The sequence below is a fragment of the Actinoplanes sp. NBRC 103695 genome, assembly GCF_030269485.1.
Lineage (GTDB): Bacteria > Actinomycetota > Actinomycetes > Mycobacteriales > Micromonosporaceae > Actinoplanes.
In genome coordinates, this window is record NZ_BSTL01000004.1 from 24,793 (window position 1) to 43,107 (window position 18,315).

Below are 18,315 nucleotides of genomic sequence, written 5' to 3' on the forward strand. Positions count from 1 at the left end.
GCCGGAATCATGCCATCCATGATCACGCCGCGAGCCGGGCCAAGGTCCTGTCCGGTCGGTCGGCCCGCGCCGCAGCCCCGGCCGACCGACCGGACAGGACCTTCCCTACTCGAAGGTGTGCTCGGCGGCGGGGAAGACGCCGCCGCGGACCTCGTCGGCGAACGCCCTGGTGGCGTCGTTGAGCGCGCCCGCGAGGTCGGCGTAGCGCTTGACGAAACGCGGGGCCTTGCCCGACCGCAGGCCCGCCATGTCCTGCCAGACGAGCACCTGCGCGTCGGTGTCGGGACCGGCGCCGATGCCCACGGTGGGAATGGACAGCTCCTTGGTGACCGTCTTGGCCACCTCGCCGGGCACCATCTCGAGCACCACGGCGAAGGCGCCGGCCTCGGCCACGGCGTGCGCGTCGGCCAGCACGTCGGCGCCGTCCCGCTCGCGGCCCTGGACGCGGTAGCCGCCGATGGCGTGCTCGCTCTGCGGGGTGAAGCCGATGTGGGCCATCACGGGGATGCCGGCGTTGGTGATCGCCTCGATCTGCTTGGCGACGCGGCGGCCGCCTTCCAGCTTCACCGCGTGGCAGCCGCCCTCCTTCATGAACCGGACGGCGGTGCGCAGCGCCTGGGTCGGGCCCTCCTCGTACGAGCCGAACGGCAGGTCGCCGACGATCAGGGCGGTGCTGGTGGCGCGCACCACGGCGCGGACCAGGGGAAGGAGGTCCTCGACGGTGACCGGGACGGTCGTCTCGTACCCGAAGACGTTGTTGGCGGCGGAGTCACCGACCAGCAGTACCGGGATGCCGGCCTGGTCGAAGATGGCGGCGGTGTACTGGTCGTAGGAGGTGAGCATCGGCCAGCGGTCGCCACGGGACTTCGCGTTGATCAGATCGCGGGTGCGGACGCGCCGGGTGGGCGGGTCGCCGTACAACGTGGGTACGTCAGACATCGGGATCACTCCTTCCCTCGAGGCCGCCTCATGCGGTCCCCGGGCAATGGATCGATCGTCGCACCGGACCCCGGCCTGCGGTCAGGGGTCAGTGCAATGTCTCACACACCTTCCCGAAACCGGTTGGTAATGGGCAGGCGGCGGTCGCGGCCGAACGCCTTGATCGAGATCTTGGTGCCGGGCGCGGACTGGCGGCGCTTGTACTCGGCGAGGTCGACCATGCGCAGCGTCCGGTCCACGATCGCGGCGTCGTGGCCGGCCTCGATGAGCTGGTCGCGGCCCTGGTCGCCGTCGATGTACGCGAGCAGGATCGGGTCCAGCACCGAGTAGTCCGGCAGCGAGTCGGTGTCCACCTGGCCGGGCCGCAGCTCGGCGCTGGGCGCCTTGGTGATCGAGCTCTCCGGGATCGGCGGCTCCTCGCCGCGCCGGGCGGCGTCCGCGTTGCGCCACCGCGCCAGTTTCCAGACCATCGTCTTCGGCACGTCCTTGAGCGGGTTGAAGCCGCCCACCGAGTCGCCGTACAGCGTGGAGTAGCCGACCGCCAGCTCACTCTTGTTACCGGTGGTGAGGACGAGGTGGCCCTCCTGGTTCGACAGCGCCATCAGGATGACCCCGCGTACGCGTGCCTGCAGGTTTTCCACCGCCAGGCCGGAGAGCGACATGTTCGCCAGGAACGCGTCGACCATCGGCTGGATCGGCTCGATCCGGTAGTCGAGGCCGGTGCGCTTGGCCAGGTCGGCGGCGTCGTCCTTGGAGTGGACGGACGAGTGCCCGCTCGGCATCGAGACGCATGTCACCCGGTCGGCGCCGAGGGCGTCCACCGCGATCGCCGCGACCACGGCCGAGTCGATGCCGCCGGAGAGGCCGAGGACCACCGAGCGGAAGCCGTTCTTCTCCACGTAGTCGTGCAGGCCCAGGGTCAGCGCGGACCAGATCTCGGCCTCGTCGGTGACCCGCTCGGCGATGCCTCCGGCCGCCGGGCCGTCTGTCAGAGGGCGAGGTGCGACGGGTACGTCGACCCGGTGGATCGCCATGCCGTCGTCGGTGGCGGGCTGCTCGCCCGGGTTGTCCGCGCCCAGGGGGAGGTCGAGGTCGTGGACGATCAGCTCGGAGGTGAACTGCCCGCCGCGGGTGAGCAGGTCGCCGCCGGCCGTGACGATCATCGAGTCGCCGTCGAAGACCAGTTCGTCCTGGCCGCCGATCAGATTCACGTACGCCACGGTCGCGTCGGCCTCGGCGGCGCGGCGGCGGACCAGGGGCAGGCGGACGTCGTCCTTGTTCAGCTCGTACGGGGAAGCATTGATGTTGACCACGAGCCCGACCCCGGCCCGCCTGGCGGCGGCGAACGGCCCGCCGGCCTGCCAGATGTCCTCGCAGACGCTGAGGCCGATGTCGACGCCGCCGAACCGGACCACGGTCAGCGTCTCACCGGGCTCGAAGTAGCGGTCCTCGTCGAAGACGCCGTAGTTGGGCAGGTGGTGCTTGTAGTAGGTGGCCGTGACGACACCGCCGATCAGCAGCGCGGCGGCGTCCCGGCGGCCCGTCTCGTCGGTGTCCACGTACCCCACCAGCACCGCGAGGTCGCCCAGCCCGTCGGCGGCCAGGTCGGCGGCGAGCTGGACCAGGCCGCGCTGGGACGCGCTCACGAAGGAGTCGCGGAACACCAGGTCCTCGATGGGGTAGCCGGTCAGCATCATCTCGGGGAAGGCGACCAGCTGCGCACCGGCGTCCGCGGCGGCCCTGGACCACCGGCGTACTGACGCCGCGTTGCCGGGCAGGTCACCGACGGTGGAATTGACCTGTGCCAGGGCGATCCGCAAGGTAGGCATGTATTTATTGTTCCCCACCCCCGTCCGACCACCCCGCCGCCGCCCCTAACCGGAATGAATGCGGCCCTGGCCCCGGACCACCTGGTGGTCAGCGTAATCTCCACGTAACGGGGCCCGGCAACACTGGCGGCCGGCGCTCGACACGAAGGGGTGGACGTGGACCGACAGCAGGAGTTCGTGCTTCGTACGCTCGAGGAGCGCGACATCCGTTTTGTCCGGCTTTGGTTCACGGACGTGCTCGGCACCCTGAAGAGCGTGTCGGTCGCCCCCGCCGAGCTGGAGTCGGCCTTCGAGGAAGGCATGGGCATCGACGGCTCGGCCATCGAGGGCTTCGCCCGGGTGTACGAGTCCGACATGGTCGCCATGCCCGACCCGACCACGTTCCAGGTCTTCCCGTTCGAGGGCGGCGCCAGCGGCGAGAGCGCGCGGATGTTCTGCGACATCCTGCTGCCCGACGGCAACGCCGCCTGGGCCGACCCGCGCCACGTGCTGCGCCGCTCGCTGGCCAAGGCGGCGGAGAAGGGCTTCACCTTCTACACCCACCCCGAGGTCGAGTTCTTCCTGGTCCAGGACGGACCGGCCGACGGCAGCGTGCCGATCCCGGTGGACACCGGCGGCTACTTCGACCACACCACCCACTCGGTGGCCCGCGACTTCCGCCGCCAGGCCGTGCTCGCGCTGGAGCGGATCGGCATCTCGGTCGAGTTCAGCCACCACGAGGTCGCGCCCGGCCAGCAGGAGATCGACCTGCGGTACGCGGACGCGCTCACCACGGCGGACAACATCATGACGTTCCGGCACGTGGTCAAGGAGGTGGCGCTGTCCCAGGGGGTCCGCGCCACGTTCATGCCGAAGCCGTACACCGACCAGCCCGGCAGCGGCATGCACACGCACCTGTCGCTCTTCGAGGGCGAGCGCAACGCGTTCCACGACGGCGACGACCCGGCCAAGCTCTCCAAGACGGCCCGGGCGTTCATCGCCGGCCTGCTGGTGCACGCCCGGGAGTACACCGCGGTCACCAACCAGTGGGTGAACTCCTACAAGCGGCTCTTCCCGCTGCAGCTGCCCGACCGGATCACCGAGTCGCCGGCCTTCGTCAGCTGGGGCCACCTCAACCGCTCCGCGCTGGTCCGCGTGCCCGCGTTCGGCAAGTCCAACTCGGCCCGCGTCGAGGTCCGCTCGCTCGACTCGGCCACCAACCCCTACCTCGCCTTCGCGGTGCTCCTGGGCGCCGGTCTCAAGGGCATCGAGGAGGGGTACGAGCTTCCGCCCGGCGCCGAGGACGACGTCTGGTCGCTGTCACCCGCCGAGCGCAAGGCGATGGGCTACGAGGCGCTGCCGGAGAACCTGTCCGAGGCGATCGACGTGATGGAGAAGTCCGAGCTGGTCGCGGAGGTCCTCGGCGAGCACGTCTTCGACTTCTTCCTGCGGAACAAACGGGCCGAATGGGAGCAGTTCCGCCGCGAGGTCACCCCCTACGAGCGCCAGCGGTACCTCGGCGCGCTGTAACTTTTCCGCCCTGGGTGGATCACGTATTCGCGCAGGTCCGATACGGTGCCTGTCGAATCAGATTCGCGAGGGGGAAGTCGTGCTGGAAGATCTGCTCAACGGCGCCGGACGCAGTGTCGTCTTCGGACTCATCGGGGTCGGCCTCATGGCGGTCGGTTTCGTCATGGTCGACCTGCTCACGCCGGGCAAGCTCAAGGACCTGATCTGGCGGGACAAGAACCCGAACGCGGCGCTGCTGCTGTCGGCCAACCAGCTCGGCATCGCCGTGATCGTCTTCACCGCGGTCCTGACCAGTTACCAGGACTTCGCCCAGGGCGTCGCCTCGACGCTGATCTTCGGCCTGATCGGGATCGCCATCATGGGCTTCGCGTTCATGGTGCTGGACTGGCTGACCCCCGGAAAGCTGGGCGACGTCATCTGCACGCCCGAGCGGCACCCGGGCGCGACGGTCAGCGCGGCCTCGCACTTCGGCGCCGCCCTCATCGTCGCCGCCTGCATCGCTTAGCCGCATGGCGCCGGCCCTGCGCAGGATGGGGGGACGCCCTTCGCGGCCGACGCCGGCACCGCGCTGCGCAAGCTGATGGCCGAGACGCGGGCCGACGATGCGACGGCGGCCCCGGCCCGGTCCGCGGTGCCGATCTGGAACCAGGCGTTCCCGTTGATACGCGTGGGTGTTCCCCTCTCGATGTTCTGTTCGAGGACCACCCTCGTCCGGCCGGCCGACAACCCCCTGTCGGTGTTTCCGGCCTTTTCGACGGGATAGCCTCTCCTCGTGGGCACAGCGCTGGTCATCGAGAACGATCCGTCCGATCCCCTCGGCCGTCTGGGTGAGTGGCTGACCGAGGCCGAGCTGCCGTTGACCGTGCTGCGGCCGCACGCCGGTGACGAACTGCCCGAGACGCTGGACGACCACGTCGCGCTGGTCGTGCTGGGCGGCGATCAGGACGCGTTCGCATCCTCGGACGGGACGCCCGGCGCGCCCTGGTTCCCGAGGCTGGAGGGGCTCCTGCGGAAGGCGGTGCGCGGACGCGTACCCACGCTCGGGGTTTGTCTGGGGGGTCAGCTCCTCGCGGTGGCGCACGGTGGGCTGGTGGAGCGGTCGACGTCGGGGCCGGAGGTCGGGCCGGGGCTGGTCGGCCGGCGGGATGCGGCCGACACCGACCCGCTGTTCAAGTTTGTTCCGCTGCTGCCCGACGTGCTCCAGTGGCACCGCGACGAGATCACCGAGCTGCCGCTGAACGCCGTCCTGCTGGCCGCGTCGACCCGCTACCCGCATCAGGCGTTCCGGCTCGGCGACCGGGCCTGGGGGCTGCAGTTCCACATCGAGTGCGACCTCGACATGATCAGCCGGTGGGCGGAGTCCGACGCCGCCATGCTGGAGGAGATCGGGTACGACCCGGGCGCCGTCGTGAGCGCCTGTGCCGCCGCGCTCGCCGACGTGGAGGAGGTCTGGCAGCCGTTCGCCGCCCGGTTCGCGTCGCTCGCCCTCGGCACGCTGCCCGACGCGGACGTACCGCCGAGCCCGGGTCCGGGCGGCCGCACGCTCCCGTTACTCGGTCACTGAGATGACCCGACCCAGCCGGTTGGCCCGGTACGGCTTCGCGGACAACGGCGCCCGGGCGGCCGACCTGCTCGGCCCGGGTGGCCTGCGGCTGTGGGACCAGGAGGCGCAGGAACCGGTCGACACGGAGGCCGGCGAGCTGCTGCACGCGATGTCCCGGGCGGCCGACCCCAACCTGGCGCTGCGCCAGCTGCACCGGATGGTCGAGACGGCGGTGCGCGACGCCCGCCTCCCCAAGGGCGCCCGCGCCGGTAAGGGTGACGACCTCGCTGATCATCCGGCCGCGCGGGACGTCGTCGAGGCGCTGCACGCCGACCAGGGTCTGCGCCGGCGGCTGCTGGCGGTGCTCGGGGCGTCGTCGGCGCTGGGCGACCATCTGGTGGCCAACCCGGGGGAGTGGCGGGTGCTGGCCACCGGCAAGACGGGACTGCCGCCCAAGGCGGAAGGTCACCTCGAAATCGGGGACGGCTCTTTTCCGGTCAGGGGCGGCGGCGGGGCTGCGGACGGCGAGTCGATGGGCGACGGGCCGCCTACCGTGGCGCAGTTGCGCCGGGCGTACCGGATCAGTCTCCTGCGCATCGCCGCCGCCGATCTCACCGGCGGGCGCGGGCTGGAACCGACGATGGGCGCGCTGTCCCGGCTGGCCGACGAGACGCTGGCGGCGGCGTACCGGATGGCGGCGGCCGGCGTGCCGACCGAGCCCGCGCTGGCGGTCGTCGCGATGGGCAAATGCGGTGGGTACGAGCTGAACTACGTGTCCGACGTGGATGTCATCTTCGTGGCCCGCGGCGACGAGGACCTGAGCGCCGGGACGACGATCGCGGCGAAGCTGATCGAGATCTGCGGTCAGGTGGCCTGGCCGGTGGACGCCGCGCTGCGCCCCGAGGGCAGCCGCGGCCCGCTGGTCCGGACGCTCGCCTCGCACCAGGCCTACTACCACCGGTGGGCGCGCACCTGGGAGTTCCAGGCGCTGCTCAAGGCGCGCCCGGCGGCCGGCGACCTGGAGCTGGCGCAGGAGTGGATCGACGATCTGGCGCCGCTGGTGTGGCATGCGGCGGAGCGGCCGGAGGCGGTCGTCGACGTCCGCGACATGCGCCGCAAGATCATCGAGAACGTGCCGAAGGACAAGGTCGACCGGGAGATCAAGCGTGGTCCGGGCGGGCTGCGGGACATCGAGTTCGCCGTCCAGCTGCTGCAGCTCGTGCACGGCCGGGTGGACGAGACGCTGCGCGAACCGGGCACGATCCCGGCGTTGCGGGCGCTGGTCGCCGGCGGCTACGTGGGCCGGGACGACGGCGAGACGCTGCTGCGGGGCTACCGCTTCCTGCGCGGCGTCGAGCACCGGCTTCAACTGCAGAATCTCCGGCGTACGCACACCGTCCCGGACGACCCGGCCGGTGAGCGCTGGCTGGCCGCCGCCCTGGGTTATGTCGCGATGCCCGGCCAGGACGCGGTCGAGGCCTTCCGCTCCGACTGGGTCGGTCACGCCGCGCAGGTCCGCCGCCTGCACGTGAAACTGCTCTACCAGCCGCTGCTGGAGGCGGTCGCCCGGGTGCCCGCCGAGGCGCTGCGGATGACCACGGAGTCGGCCGGCAAACGCCTCGTGGTGCTCGGCTTCGCCGACCCGACCGGCGCCCTGCGCCACCTCCAGGCGCTGACCGGCGGCGTCACCCGCACCGCGGCCATCCAGCGCACCCTGCTCCCGATGCTGCTGCAGGAGTTCGCCGACGCCCCCGAGCCCGACCGCGGCCTGCTCAACTACCGCCACGTGTCGGACAAGCTGGGCAGCACGCCGTGGTACCTGCGCCTGCTCCGCGACGGCGGCCCGGTCGCGATGCGGCTGGCCCGGGTGCTGAGCCTGTCCCGGTACGCGACCGACCTGCTGATCCGCGACCCGGAGGCGTTGCGCCTGCTCGCCGAGGACAGCGAGCTGCAGCCCCGGTCGCGGGAGAAACTGCTGGACGGGTTCGCCGCAGCGGCCGACCGGCACACCAGCGACCCGGAGAAGGCGATCGCCGCGGTCCGCGCGTCCCGCCGCCGAGAACTCTTCCGGGTGGCCTGCGCCGACATCCTCAGCCGGGCCGGTGAGCTCGCCCCGGCCGGCGCGCTCGACGTGGACGCGGTCGGCATCGCGCTCTCCGACATCACCGACGCCACCCTGACCGCCGCGCTCAAGGTCGCCCAGCGCAGCCACCCCGGGCCGGACGGCCTGCGGTTCGCGGTGATCGGGATGGGCCGGCTCGGCGGTTACGAGATGAGCTACCCGTCCGACGCCGACGTGCTGTTCGTGTACGAACCGCCGGAGGGCAGGCCCGAGGGTGAGGCGGCCACGGCCGCGCACGCGATCGCCGAGGAGATGCGCCGCCTGCTCAACGCGCCCGCCCCCGACCCGGCGCTGGGCATCGACGCCGACCTGCGCCCGGAGGGCCGGCAGGGTCCGCTGGTGCGCAGCCTGAACGCCTACCAGCAGTACTACGCCCGATGGTCGAAGGTGTGGGAGTCGCAGGCGCTGCTGCGGGCCCGCTGGGTCTGCGGCGACCAGGAGCTCGGGCTGCGGTTCGAGGCGCTGGCCGACGGCATGCGCTACCCGCGCGGCGGGCTGAGCCGCGAGCAGGTGGTGGAGATCCGGCGGATCAAGGCCCGGGTGGAGACCGAGCGGCTGCCCCGCGGCGCCGACCCCAACACGCACACCAAACTCGGCCGCGGCGGTCTTGCCGATGTGGAGTGGGCGGTCCAGCTTCTTCAACTTCGCCACGCGTACGCGCTGCCGGAGCTGCGCCTCACCCGGACCCTGGAGGCTCTGACCGCCGAGGCCGGTGCGGGCCTGATCGCGAAGCCGGACGCGGCCGCCATGAGTGCGGGGTGGACGCTGGCGGCCCGGGTGCGTAACGCTTTGACCCTGGTCCGCGGCCGTCCCACCGACCAGTTGCCCCGGCACGGCGTCGAGCTGGCCGGCGTGGTCCTGCTGCTCGGCGGCACCGACCCGGGCGAGTTCGTCGACTCGTACCTGCGGGTGGCCCGCCGCTCCCGCGCCGCCATGGAACGAGTGCTGGACGCCTGAGCGTTACACCTGCGGATCGCAGAGCGTTACCTTCATCGAGATGATGATCACTTCGGTTCGGCTGGCGCGCGGCGTCCGGTTACGGAGGGAGACATTCGGCGCGATCGCCTATGTCTCCGAGCGTGACCACTTCTACGCGCTCGACCACGCTCACGTCGACGCCCTCCGCAAGGGCGGCACGCCGGAGATGGCGGCCGCCGGGATCTGCGAGTCGGACCTTCCCCAGCGGGCCTTCTACGGCCGGTCCCAGTTCGGTTCCTTCCCCGAGGGGCTGCCGGCCGTGTCGCTGCCGCTGGTCGTCAACTGCTTCGCCACCGCGGACTGCCCGCTGCGCTGCACCTACTGCCACGCCGACGACCTGATGACCGGATACCGCGACCGGGACGACCCGTCGTGGCCGGACGAGGTGATCCGGGTCGCCCGGGCCACCCCCGCGATGGTCGGCGTGGTCACCGGCGGCGAGCCGCTGTCCCGGCCGGACAACGCGGAACGTCTCATCCGGGCGCTGACCCGGGACAAGGCCGTCGTGCTGGACACCTCCGGAATGGGCGACCTGGGCCGGTTGACGCCGGTGCTGCGGGAGTGCGGCGTCCACGTACGCATCTCCTTGGACAGCTCGGACCGTGACGTCAACGACCGGCTCCGCCCGATCAACCGGCGTTACCTGCCGCTGGGCGCGAGCTCGCACCGGTCGGCGTGGGAGGCCCTCCACCTGGCCCGCGCGGAGTCCCTGTCGTGCAGCGCGCAGACCGTGGTGACCGCGCAGAACGGCTCGTACGCCCAGCTCCTGGCCCTGCGCGACGATCTGGTGGCGGCCGGCGTGCGGACCTGGACCCTGCACGTCGTGGTGGCCGCGGGCAAGGCGGCGCACCGGCCGCGGGGGCTGCTGACCGGCGACGACGCAGTGCAGACCCTGGTACGCGTGGTCGACGACACCGCGGCGGCCGCCCTGCCGATCGACATCCGCGTCACCAGCACCCACCGGGCACCCAACTCGACCCTGCTGATCAGCGCCCGCGGCGAACTGGCCGTCCAGCGTGGTGACGGCACCGGCAAGGACGTGCTGCCGGTGTCCCGGTTCGCCGCCCGCAGCGGGGTGATGCGCCATTTCCGCAGGCGCATCGACCAGGCCGGCCACGCCAGCCGCTACCTCAACGGGACGCTGGACCTGTCTGTCCGCGTTTAGGTCGTGTTTCAAACCCGGCCAGGCACGAGGCGTGGTCCAGGTTTGAAACACGACCTAGCCGGACCAGCGGCGGGCGGCGTCGGCCACGGTCAGGACGCCGTCGGCCACCAGGACGTTCAGCTGCCGGGTCAGGGTCTCGCCGGCCGGGATCGTCAACGGCTTGTCGAAGGCCAGGGCGGCGCAGACGCCCGCGTACTCGCCGGTGCGGACGAACCAGCGGTCCGCGCCGGTCAGGCCGTCGAAGACCAGCGTGTACGCGCCGGCGACGGTCAGCGCCACCCACTCGTCGGCGCTGCCGTTGGGCTCGCCGCCGCCCGGGGTGAAGGCGACCGCCTCGCCGGGTCCGGCCCGCCAGAAGAAGCCGCCGTAGCCCGCGCCGCCGGGCCGGCCGTTCGTCGCAGGGCTGCCCAGCACGACGTCGAAGTCCGGCGCGGTCAGCGTGTACCCGACGCGCAGCATCCACCCGTGCCGGGCCGCCGTCGCACGCATCGTGCGCCGCTCGGTGAGCAGCACCGCGCCCGTGCCGTCCCGCCAGCGCAGCAGGCCGTCGTCGTCGTGGGTGATCCGGCCGTGATCGTCACGCCAGACATAACCCTCGTCGCGTACGTAGGTGCGGCCACCCCAGAGGTTCCAGCCGTTCACGTCGGCCATCGCGAGCGACACACCCATGTGCCACGGGTGGTCGACACAGAGCGCATCGGTGACAACCACCCCGCCGAGTGTCCGCACCGGGTGCAGGTACGGCCGTGGGCCGAGCCGGATGTCCAGCTCAGGGGCCTGGACATAGGTAGTCACCGGCACACCGTCGGAGAACATGCTGCCACTCTAATGGCCTCAATCGGCCACGGGCTGTTGACCTGATTCGATCCATCCCTAAGATGAGCCGTCCGGCAACCTGTCTGTCCAAGGAGGACATTGTGACCGTCGCGTCCGCGCCCAGCGTGGGTCCGCTGGGCTACTGGCTCGGCTGCTTCCGCAAGTACGCCACCTTCGAGGGCCGCGCCCGCCGCGCCGAGTACTGGTGGTTCACGCTCCTCAACGTGCTGCTGTACGCCATCGTGCTCGCGGTCGGCTTCGGTCTCGACTCCGCCACCGGCGGCGAGGGCGTCATCCCCGGCGTCCTGATCGTCCTCTACGTGCTCGCGGTCTTCCTGCCCTCCCTGGCGGTCACGGTCCGCCGCCTGCACGACGCCGGCAACACCGGCTGGTTCTACCTGCTCAGCCTCATCCCGTTCGTGGGCGGGATCATCCTGCTCGTGCTGACCCTCCAGGCCGGCAACCCGGGCCCCAACCAGTACGGGCCCGACCCGCGCCAGATCTAGAGCCGGGGCGGCCTCGCCGCTTCGCCGGGCGTGTCAGGCGAGCGTCATCTGTACAGCACTTTCCGGGTGGGCCCAGGGAACGTCGAGTTCGGACGGCAGCAGGCCGGTGTCCGCGACCCGCCGCAGGACGGAGTTGATGCCGGTGATGACCCGGACCCGGTCGTCGCCGGTCCCGTGGTCGGTGATGCGGGAGTCGTCCACGAGGCGCGGCACCGGCCCCGCGGTCAGGGCCGCCGCCAGTCTGGTGAAGCCCAGTGTGCACGCCAGCGGCGCCAGCAGCGGCGTGCCGTCGCGGCGGTGCTCGATCAGGTTGGTGAGCAGGTCGACCCGGCCGGGTACGTCGGCGAAGGGCGAGCCGGGCAGCAGCAGCCGGTCGGTGGGGTATTCGAGCACCGCCCGGCCGGCGTCGCCGGTGACGATGACCTCGCCGGCGATGAAGTCCTCGCCGGCCAGCGTCACCGCGGCCGTCAGGGTCGTCCCGCCGCGCAGCTCGACCCGGGCGAACGCGGTGTCGTCGGTCGCGATCGGCCGGGTGCGGTACCGCTCCGCGGTGAGCGTGACCGGGTCGTCGCCGGCCACCGCCAGGCTCTGCATCAGCGCGTGGGCCAGCGGGTTCACCAGTGCGCCGTCGCCCAGTCCCTGCCGTCCGGCCCAGGCGGCGCGCCGGTAGTACACGTCGGCCCGTTGCCAGGACGCGACCGTGGCCACGTGGTGGATCTCGCCGAGCGCGCCGCCGGCGACCGCTTCGGTGAGTCTGGCCAGGGCAGCCGACCCGAGCGCCTGGAAGCCGATCTGGCAGGCCCGCCCGGTCGAGGCGAGCGCGGCGGTCAGCACCTCGTGCTCGGCGGGGGAGACCACCGGGGGTTTCTCCAGGAGCAGGTCGCAGCCGGTTTCGAGGGCGTCCAGCGCGATCGGCAGGTGGGTGTGCGGCGGGGTGCAGATCACCACGACATCGATGGGTACGGAGGTGAGCAGCTCGCGATGATCAGTGAAGACGGGTACGCCCGCCATCCGCGGCCCCGCCACCGCCCCTGACTCGGCTGAAGGCAGCACCATCTCCTCGATCGGGGCCGGGTCGGCCATCCCGGTCAGCTCCACCATCCCGTCGGCGGCGAGCTCGGCCAGCCGCCGCCGGTGCCACTTCCCGTGGCCACCGGCGCCGATCAGCCCGACCCGCACCGTCATGCGGCGCCCGCGAGCGTGTCGGCGGCACCGTGCCGGGTGAGGGCTTCCAGCCAGTCGACGCAGAGCGTCCGGACGACCTCGTCGGCGGCCAGTTCGCGCGGGAACACCGCTTCGAGGCCGAGCAGGGCGGCGACCACGTCGGACGGGGTGCGGGCGCCGGACAGCGCCGTACGGATCTCCTCGGCCAGCGGGTCGTCGAGCGGCAGCGCCGAGCCGTCGTCCGCGACCCCTTGCGCGTAGCGCATCCAGGCGGCCACCACGAGCACCGCCCAGCGTGGCGACGCGCCCGCGGCCCGCCGGTCGGCGATCGTGTGCAGCACGCGCTGCGGCAGTTTCTGTGAGCCGTCCTTGGCCACCTGCACGGTCCGGTGGGCGATCGCCGGGTCGGCGAAGCGTTCCAGCACCGAGTCGCCGTAGGCCACCACGGTCACCCCGGGCGGCGGCGCGAGGCTCCCGGCCACGTCGTCGGCGATGAACCGGCACATCACCTCGCGCATGCCGGGCATCTCGAGCGCCGACGCCACGGTGTCCCGCCCGGCCAGCGCCCCCAGGTACGCGATTCCGGAGTGCACGCCGTTGAGCGCCCGCAGTTTCAGCCGTTCCCACGGTCCGGCGTCGTCGGTGAGGATCGCGCCGGCCTTCTCCCACGCGGGCCGCCCGCCGGGGAAGTCGTCCTCGATCACCCACTGCTGGTAGGGCTCGGCCCCGACCGCCGCCAGGTCCCGTACACCCAGCGCGGCCTCCGCGGCGGCCAGCGTCCCGGGTGTGCTCGCCGGGACGATCCGGTCGACCATGGTGCCCGGGAACGTGACGCTCGCGGCGATCCAGTCGGCCAGCGGCCCGTCGGGGCAGAGCTGTTCGACCAGGGAGCGGGTGCGGCGCCCGTTCGACGGCAGGTTGTCGCAGCTGACGACCGCGAGCGGGCCGGCGTCGGCGCGCCGCCGCGCTTCCAGTCCCCGCAGCAGGAGGTCGGGAACAGTGCCGGGCAGCGCCGTCGCGAGCAGCCTTCCGGTCACCGGGTCCAGCAGGTACGCCTTCTCGGTGACGGTCAGCGTCAGCACCCGTACACCCGGATCTGCGATCTTGGAAATCACCGCCTCGGGACCGGAGGCCGCGTGCAGCACCTCGGAGAACGCCCCGATCACCCGGGTGGCGTTGCCGGTGCTGGCCAGCGAGGTGACGCTGAAGAGCAGGTCCTGCGCGCGCAGGGCGTCGACGACGTCGGTCGAGCGGGGCGCCACCGCGGCGATGCCCCAGTCGCCGCCCCCGCCCGCCACCGCGGCCTCGGTGTAGACGGCCTGGTGTGCCCGGTGGAACGCGCCGAGTCCAAGGTGGACGATTCCAGTCCGGACGGTGCCGGGCGTGACCAGCGGGCGAGCCGCGGCCGGAACCCGGGCCAGCGTGCCCGAGCTGATCAGCGCCATGCGGGACCGTCCGGGAACGTGAACTCGGCGATCGACTCGGCGCGCATCGTGGCGCTGTAGCCGGGCTCGCTCGGCAGCACGTACCTGCCGTCGCGGGTGCGTACCGGATCGGTGAAGTGCTCGTGCAGGTGATCGACGTACTCGACCATGCGCCCGTCCAGGGCCGTGGAGACGCGCAGGTAGTCGAAGGCGAACAGGTGCTGCACCAGCTCGCACAGGCCCACCCCGCCGGCGTGCGGGCAGACCGGCACGCCGAACTTGGCGGCCAGCAGCAGCTCGGCCAGCACCTCGGGGACGCCGCCGACCCGGCAGGCGTCGACCTGCATGACGCCGATCGCGCCGGCCTGCAGCAGCTGTTTGAAGATGACCCGGTTGGCGGCCATCTCGCCGGTGGCGACCCGGATCGGCGCCACCGCGCGCTGGATCCGCGCGTGCCCGAGCACGTCGTCGGGGTGGGTGGGCTCCTCGATCCAGTACGGGTCGGCCTCGGCCAGCCGCTCCATGTTGGCGATCGCCTCGTCCACGTTCCAGACCTGGTTGGCGTCCATCATGAGCAGGGCGTCCGGGCCGATCTCGGCGCGGATCAGGCGGGCCCGGCGTATGTCGTCCTCGATGTCGCCGCCGACCTTCATCTTCATCGCCCGCCAGCCCTCGTCGTAGGCGGCGCGGGCGAGGGCCCGCACCTTGTCGTCGGGGTAGCCCAGCCAGCCCACGCTGGTGGTGTACGACGGAAGCCCGTCGCGTTCCAGCCCGGCCAGCCGTTCGGCCATCCCGATCCGGCCCTTGTCCAGGATCGCGGCCGCCTCCTCGGGCGTCAGCGCGTCCGCGATGTGCCGGAAGTCGATCTCGGCGACCAGCTCCGCCGTCGGCATCTCGGCGAGCAGCCGCCACAACGGCTTGCCGGCCTCCTTGGCGCGCAGGTCCCACACCGCGTTGACCAGCGCCGCGGTGGCCAGGTGGATGACGCCCTTCTCCGGGCCGAGCCAGCGCAGCTGCGGGTCCGCGGTCAGCGACCGGCCGAAGTCCAGGCCGTTCAGAGAGTCCAGATCAAAACCGGCGATGTGGTACGCGAGCGCGTGGATCGCCGCGCACACGACCTCGTTGCCCCGCCCGTTGGTGAAGGTGAAACCGGCGCCGGTGTGCGGGCCGTCGGTGTGCAGTTCCACGTACGCCGCCGAGTAGTCGCCCCGGTTGATCGCGTCGGAGCCGTCTCCGGCGGCCGCGGTCGGGAAGCGGACGTCGTGCACGGTGACGGATTCGATGCGCGTCATGCTTTCGTCTCCAGGCGGAAGATGCGTTTCGGCAGGTGGTAGGCGAGGTCGGCGATGATCTCGGCGGCCTCGTCCAGCGGTAGCCGGCCCTGCGCGACCAGGGTGGCGAGGTACGCGGCGTCGACCCGGCGCGCGATGTCGTGGCGTACCGGGATGGAGCAGAACGCGCGGGTGTCGTCGACGAACCCGGCGGTGTTGTAGAACCCGGCGGAGTCGGTGACCGCCTCGCGGAACCGGCGGAGCCCGTCCGGGGTGTCCAGGAACCACCAGGGCGCGCCGAGGTAGAGCGCGGCGTAGCCACCGGCCAGCGGTGCGAGCTCCCGGGTGAACGTGTCCTCGTCCAGCGTGTAGACCACCACGCGCAGCCGGGGGTCGTTGCCGTACGCGTCCAGCAGCGGCGCCAGCCCGTGCACGTAGTCGGTGGCCTGCGGGATGTCGCCGCCCTTGTCCCGCCCGTGGGTGCCGTGCAACCACCGGTTGTGGTTGCGGGCCGCGCCCGGGTGCAGCTGCATGACCAGCCCGTCGTCGATCGACATCCGGGCGAACTCGAGGATCATGTGCGCCCGGAAGAGTTCCGCGTCCCGGGCCGACGCCCGGCCGCTGAGCCCGCGCTGGAACAGTTCCGCCGCCTCGGCCTCGGGCAGCGACGCGGTCAGCGCGGTCGGGTGCCCGTGGTCCGAGCTGGTCGCGCCGGCCGCGACGAACGCCTCCCGCCGCAGCCGCAGCGCGTCCAGGTAGCCGCCGAAGCTCGCCGTGTCGGTGCCGGCCACCTCACCGAGCCGGGCGACGTTGCCGGCCCAGCCGTCGAACTCCATGTCCACCACGTTGTCCGGCCGGAATGTGGTGATCACCCGGCCGCCCGGCCCGCCCCACCCGTCGGCGGCCAGTTCGGCGTGTGTGGCCAGGTCGTCCAGCGGCGACTCGGTGGTCGCGAGGGTCTCGATGCCGAACCGCTGGAACAGCGCCCGCGGCCGGAACGCCGGCTCGGCCAGCCGGGCGGCGATCGCGTCGTAGATCTCGTCGGCCGTCTCCGCCCGCAGCGGCGTGTGCACGTCGAAGACACCGGTGAACGTGCGCTCCATCCAGAGCCGGGAGGGCGTGCCGCGGAACAGGTGCCAGTGCTCGGCGAGCAGCCGCCAGATCGCCCGGCCGTCGGTTTCCACCGGCTCGGCGGCGCCGTCCCGCACCGGCACACCGAGCCGCCCCGGCGGGATGCCCTGGCTGAGCAGCATCCGGGTGACGTAGTGGTCGGGCACCACCAGCAGTTGCGCCGGGTCTCCGAATGGCTGGTCCTCGGCCAGCAGCGCCGGGTCGACGTGCCCGTGCGGGCAGATCAGCGGCAGCTGAGCCGCGACCGCGTGCAGCTCCCGGGCGATGTCACGCTCCCGGTCGGCGCTCGCGAAGATCAGTTCGTCCGGCACGCGTCACTCCGTCTCCAGGTCGAGCAGTTCGGACACCCGGACCGGTCCGCCGGTGTCCATCGAGCGGTTCGCCGCCAGACCGGTGAGCAGGGCCAGCGCCCCGTCGCGCGCGGTCGCCGACCGATCCAGAGGATCAACGGCCGCACCCAGGAGTACGTCGAGCATCCGCTTGTCCGCGCCGCCGTGACCCTCCCTCTCGTCACCGCTTTGCTCTGAGCACATATGCGCATCACCTGATGCGTTTCTCTCAGGCTCGCTTTGCTCTGAGCACATATGCGCATCGCCGGGGCGGGGCGCGCGGCCGGGGAGCGGCACCAGCTGGGGCGGGGACCAGTGGGGGTGCAGGGTGAGGCGGACCCAGCCTTGTTCGGCGGCGGCCGCCTCGCCGTGCACCGCGGCGCCCTTGAGTGCGCTCGCCTCGGCGGGACTGACGTGGTCGCTCTCCACCACCTCGAGCTCCAGCCGGCCCTTGCTGCCGTTGACCATCAACCGGTAGCCCTCCCACGGCGCGTACGCGGTGAGGTGGTAGGTCATCGTGGCGCCGGTGTCGTAGCGGACCAGCACCGCCATGTCGTCCTGGATGGTCACGCCGGGGGAGAAGACGTTGCGGTCGCGCAGGTAGCCGTCGGCCGGTTCGGCGTCGAGATACAGCGCGCGCAGCCGGTCGTTGTCGTCGAGCCGGATCGCGAACGGGTCGTCCGCGGCCGCGGGGCTGCCGTGCGCGCGCTGGTAGTCACGCGCGTAGCCGTGCCGGGCGCCGGCCTCGTCGCCGTAGAAGAACAGCCGGCCGGACGCGAACACCGACTCCGGCCGCGCGCCCAGCCACCAGTTGACCAGGTCGAAGTGGTGGCCGGACTTGTGCACCAGCAGGCCACCGGAGTTGGCCCGGTCGCGGTGCCAGCGGCGGAAGTAGTCGGCGCCGTGGCGTACGTCGAGCAGCCACTCGAAGTGCACCGATCCGATCTCCCCGACGGCGCCGGAGGCGAGCAGAGTGCGGACCTTCTCGTGCACCGGGTTGAATCGGTAGTTGAAGGTGACCGCCACCCGCTTCCCGGTGCGCCGCTGCGCGTCGAGCACGGCCCGGGCGCCGGCGGCGTCGGTGGTCATCGGCTTCTCGGTGAGCACGTCGCAGCCGGCCTCGAGGGCGGTCACGATGTGCCTGGCGTGCTCCCGGTCCATGCTCGTCACCACGAGCGTGTCGACCCGCTGCTCGGCCAGCATGTCGGCGAGCCGCTCGGCGGGATAGCCGGGCACGCCGGGATGACCGGCCTCGGACAGCCAGCGGTCGTGCGCGGCGATGCGGAGGGGGTTGCGGTCGCACAGACCGACCAGCTCGCTGGTGCCGGCGTGGTCCCGGGTGAGGGCGCGGATGAACATCTCGGCCCGCGCTCCGGTCCCGACGACTGCGTAGCGTCGCGACATGCAGGTGCCCCCGTTCTGCCCCCGTTCGGCCAACAAACCTTTGCAGCGGACGCTAGGCCCATCGACATAAATGAGTCAACGGGTGCTCAGCTTACGTACGCAATAATGGGGTTTTAGCCTGAATCGTCGAAATGGTTTCGAAACATCTTGGCAGTCCGAATGCATTGACAGCGCTGCAACCCCTT

Annotated in this window: 14 protein-coding genes; 6 read left to right on the forward strand and 8 right to left on the reverse strand. The window is 71.9% G+C overall.

Annotated elements, in window-relative coordinates; all coding sequences use genetic code 11:
* Positions 1-105 precede the first annotated feature (105 nt).
* Positions 106-939 carry a 3-methyl-2-oxobutanoate hydroxymethyltransferase gene (panB, locus tag QSK31_RS07035; protein WP_285682084.1) on the reverse strand — a complete coding sequence of 278 codons (834 nt, stop codon included), beginning with the start codon at positions 937-939 and terminating at the stop codon, positions 106-108.
* A gap of 101 nt (positions 940-1,040) precedes the next feature.
* Positions 1,041-2,768 (reverse strand): NAD+ synthase, encoded by a 1,728-nt coding sequence (locus QSK31_RS07040; protein ID WP_285682085.1) that lies wholly within the window; start codon positions 2,766-2,768, stop codon positions 1,041-1,043.
* 156 nt (positions 2,769-2,924) lie between these two features.
* Here QSK31_RS07040 and QSK31_RS07045 point away from each other — a divergent pair, with 156 nt between their 5' ends.
* From QSK31_RS07045 to QSK31_RS07065, 5 genes are all read left to right on the forward strand, one after another.
* Entirely contained in the window at positions 2,925-4,277 is a 1,353-nt protein-coding gene (locus QSK31_RS07045) for a glutamine synthetase family protein (protein WP_285682087.1), read from the forward strand.
* A 79-nt stretch (positions 4,278-4,356) separates the two neighbouring features.
* A complete protein-coding gene (locus QSK31_RS07050; RefSeq protein WP_285682088.1) occupies positions 4,357-4,782 on the forward strand; it encodes a DUF350 domain-containing protein in 426 nt (141 codons plus the stop codon).
* 267 nt (positions 4,783-5,049) lie between these two features.
* Positions 5,050-5,841 (forward strand): type 1 glutamine amidotransferase, encoded by a 792-nt coding sequence (locus tag QSK31_RS07055; protein ID WP_285682089.1) that lies wholly within the window; start codon positions 5,050-5,052, stop codon positions 5,839-5,841.
* A gap of 1 nt (position 5,842) precedes the next feature.
* Positions 5,843-8,899, forward strand: a complete 3,057-nt coding sequence (locus QSK31_RS07060) for a bifunctional [glutamine synthetase] adenylyltransferase/[glutamine synthetase]-adenylyl-L-tyrosine phosphorylase (protein WP_285682090.1) — start codon at positions 5,843-5,845, stop codon at positions 8,897-8,899.
* Positions 8,900-8,942: 43 nt separating this feature from the next.
* Positions 8,943-10,085, forward strand: a complete 1,143-nt coding sequence (locus QSK31_RS07065; RefSeq protein ID WP_285682092.1) for a radical SAM protein — start codon at positions 8,943-8,945, stop codon at positions 10,083-10,085.
* A 54-nt stretch (positions 10,086-10,139) separates the two neighbouring features.
* Here the strand turns inward: QSK31_RS07065 and QSK31_RS07070 are convergent, their stop codons facing one another.
* The gene (locus QSK31_RS07070; protein WP_285682094.1) at positions 10,140-10,901 is read right to left on the reverse strand and encodes a DUF6807 domain-containing protein; all 762 of its coding nucleotides are present in this window, start codon (positions 10,899-10,901) and stop codon (positions 10,140-10,142) included.
* A 101-nt stretch (positions 10,902-11,002) separates the two neighbouring features.
* Between QSK31_RS07070 and QSK31_RS07075 the strand changes: the two genes are divergently transcribed.
* On the forward strand, positions 11,003-11,407 hold the full coding sequence (locus QSK31_RS07075) for a DUF805 domain-containing protein (protein WP_285682095.1): 405 nt from the start codon (positions 11,003-11,005) through the stop codon (positions 11,405-11,407).
* Between the two features lie 33 nt (positions 11,408-11,440).
* On the opposite strand, the gene QSK31_RS07080 is transcribed toward QSK31_RS07075, so the two are convergent.
* Genes QSK31_RS07080 through QSK31_RS07100 form a run of 5 tightly spaced genes read right to left on the reverse strand, consistent with a single transcriptional unit; the run spans position 11,441 to position 18,130 of the window.
* Positions 11,441-12,592, reverse strand: coding sequence for a Gfo/Idh/MocA family protein (locus QSK31_RS07080; protein ID WP_285682097.1), 1,152 nt, complete (start codon positions 12,590-12,592; stop codon positions 11,441-11,443).
* Positions 12,589-14,016 (reverse strand): mannitol dehydrogenase family protein, encoded by a 1,428-nt coding sequence (locus tag QSK31_RS07085; RefSeq protein ID WP_285682098.1) that lies wholly within the window; start codon positions 14,014-14,016, stop codon positions 12,589-12,591. The genes QSK31_RS07080 and QSK31_RS07085 overlap by 4 nt, the downstream gene beginning before the upstream one ends.
* Positions 14,007-15,287 carry an enolase C-terminal domain-like protein gene (locus QSK31_RS07090; protein WP_285682100.1) on the reverse strand — a complete coding sequence of 427 codons (1,281 nt, stop codon included), beginning with the start codon at positions 15,285-15,287 and terminating at the stop codon, positions 14,007-14,009. The genes QSK31_RS07085 and QSK31_RS07090 overlap by 10 nt, the downstream gene beginning before the upstream one ends.
* Entirely contained in the window at positions 15,284-16,708 is a 1,425-nt protein-coding gene (uxaC, locus tag QSK31_RS07095; RefSeq protein WP_285682101.1) for a glucuronate isomerase, read from the reverse strand. Before uxaC ends, QSK31_RS07090 begins: the two co-directional genes overlap by 4 nt.
* Positions 16,709-16,711: 3 nt before the next feature.
* A complete protein-coding gene (locus tag QSK31_RS07100; RefSeq protein WP_285682103.1) occupies positions 16,712-18,130 on the reverse strand; it encodes a Gfo/Idh/MocA family protein in 1,419 nt (472 codons plus the stop codon).
* Positions 18,131-18,315 lie beyond the last annotated feature (185 nt).

What these genes read in the sequence shown, in the direction of transcription:
- QSK31_RS07085 (WP_285682098.1), bottom strand. Translation starts at nt 14,016, where the DNA reads ATGGCGCTGATCAGCTCGGGCACGCTGGCCCGGGTTCCGGCCGCGGCT.
- QSK31_RS07060 (WP_285682090.1), top strand. Translation starts at nt 5,843, where the DNA reads ATGACCCGACCCAGCCGGTTGGCCCGGTACGGCTTCGCGGACAACGGC.
- QSK31_RS07090 (WP_285682100.1), bottom strand. Translation starts at nt 15,287, where the DNA reads ATGACGCGCATCGAATCCGTCACCGTGCACGACGTCCGCTTCCCGACC.
- QSK31_RS07100 (WP_285682103.1), bottom strand. Translation starts at nt 18,130, where the DNA reads ATGTCGCGACGCTACGCAGTCGTCGGGACCGGAGCGCGGGCCGAGATG.
- QSK31_RS07080 (WP_285682097.1), bottom strand. Translation starts at nt 12,592, where the DNA reads ATGACGGTGCGGGTCGGGCTGATCGGCGCCGGTGGCCACGGGAAGTGG.
- QSK31_RS07065 (WP_285682092.1), top strand. Translation starts at nt 8,943, where the DNA reads ATGATCACTTCGGTTCGGCTGGCGCGCGGCGTCCGGTTACGGAGGGAG.
- panB (WP_285682084.1), bottom strand. Translation starts at nt 939, where the DNA reads ATGTCTGACGTACCCACGTTGTACGGCGACCCGCCCACCCGGCGCGTC.
- QSK31_RS07040 (WP_285682085.1), bottom strand. Translation starts at nt 2,768, where the DNA reads ATGCCTACCTTGCGGATCGCCCTGGCACAGGTCAATTCCACCGTCGGT.
- QSK31_RS07070 (WP_285682094.1), bottom strand. Translation starts at nt 10,901, where the DNA reads ATGTTCTCCGACGGTGTGCCGGTGACTACCTATGTCCAGGCCCCTGAG.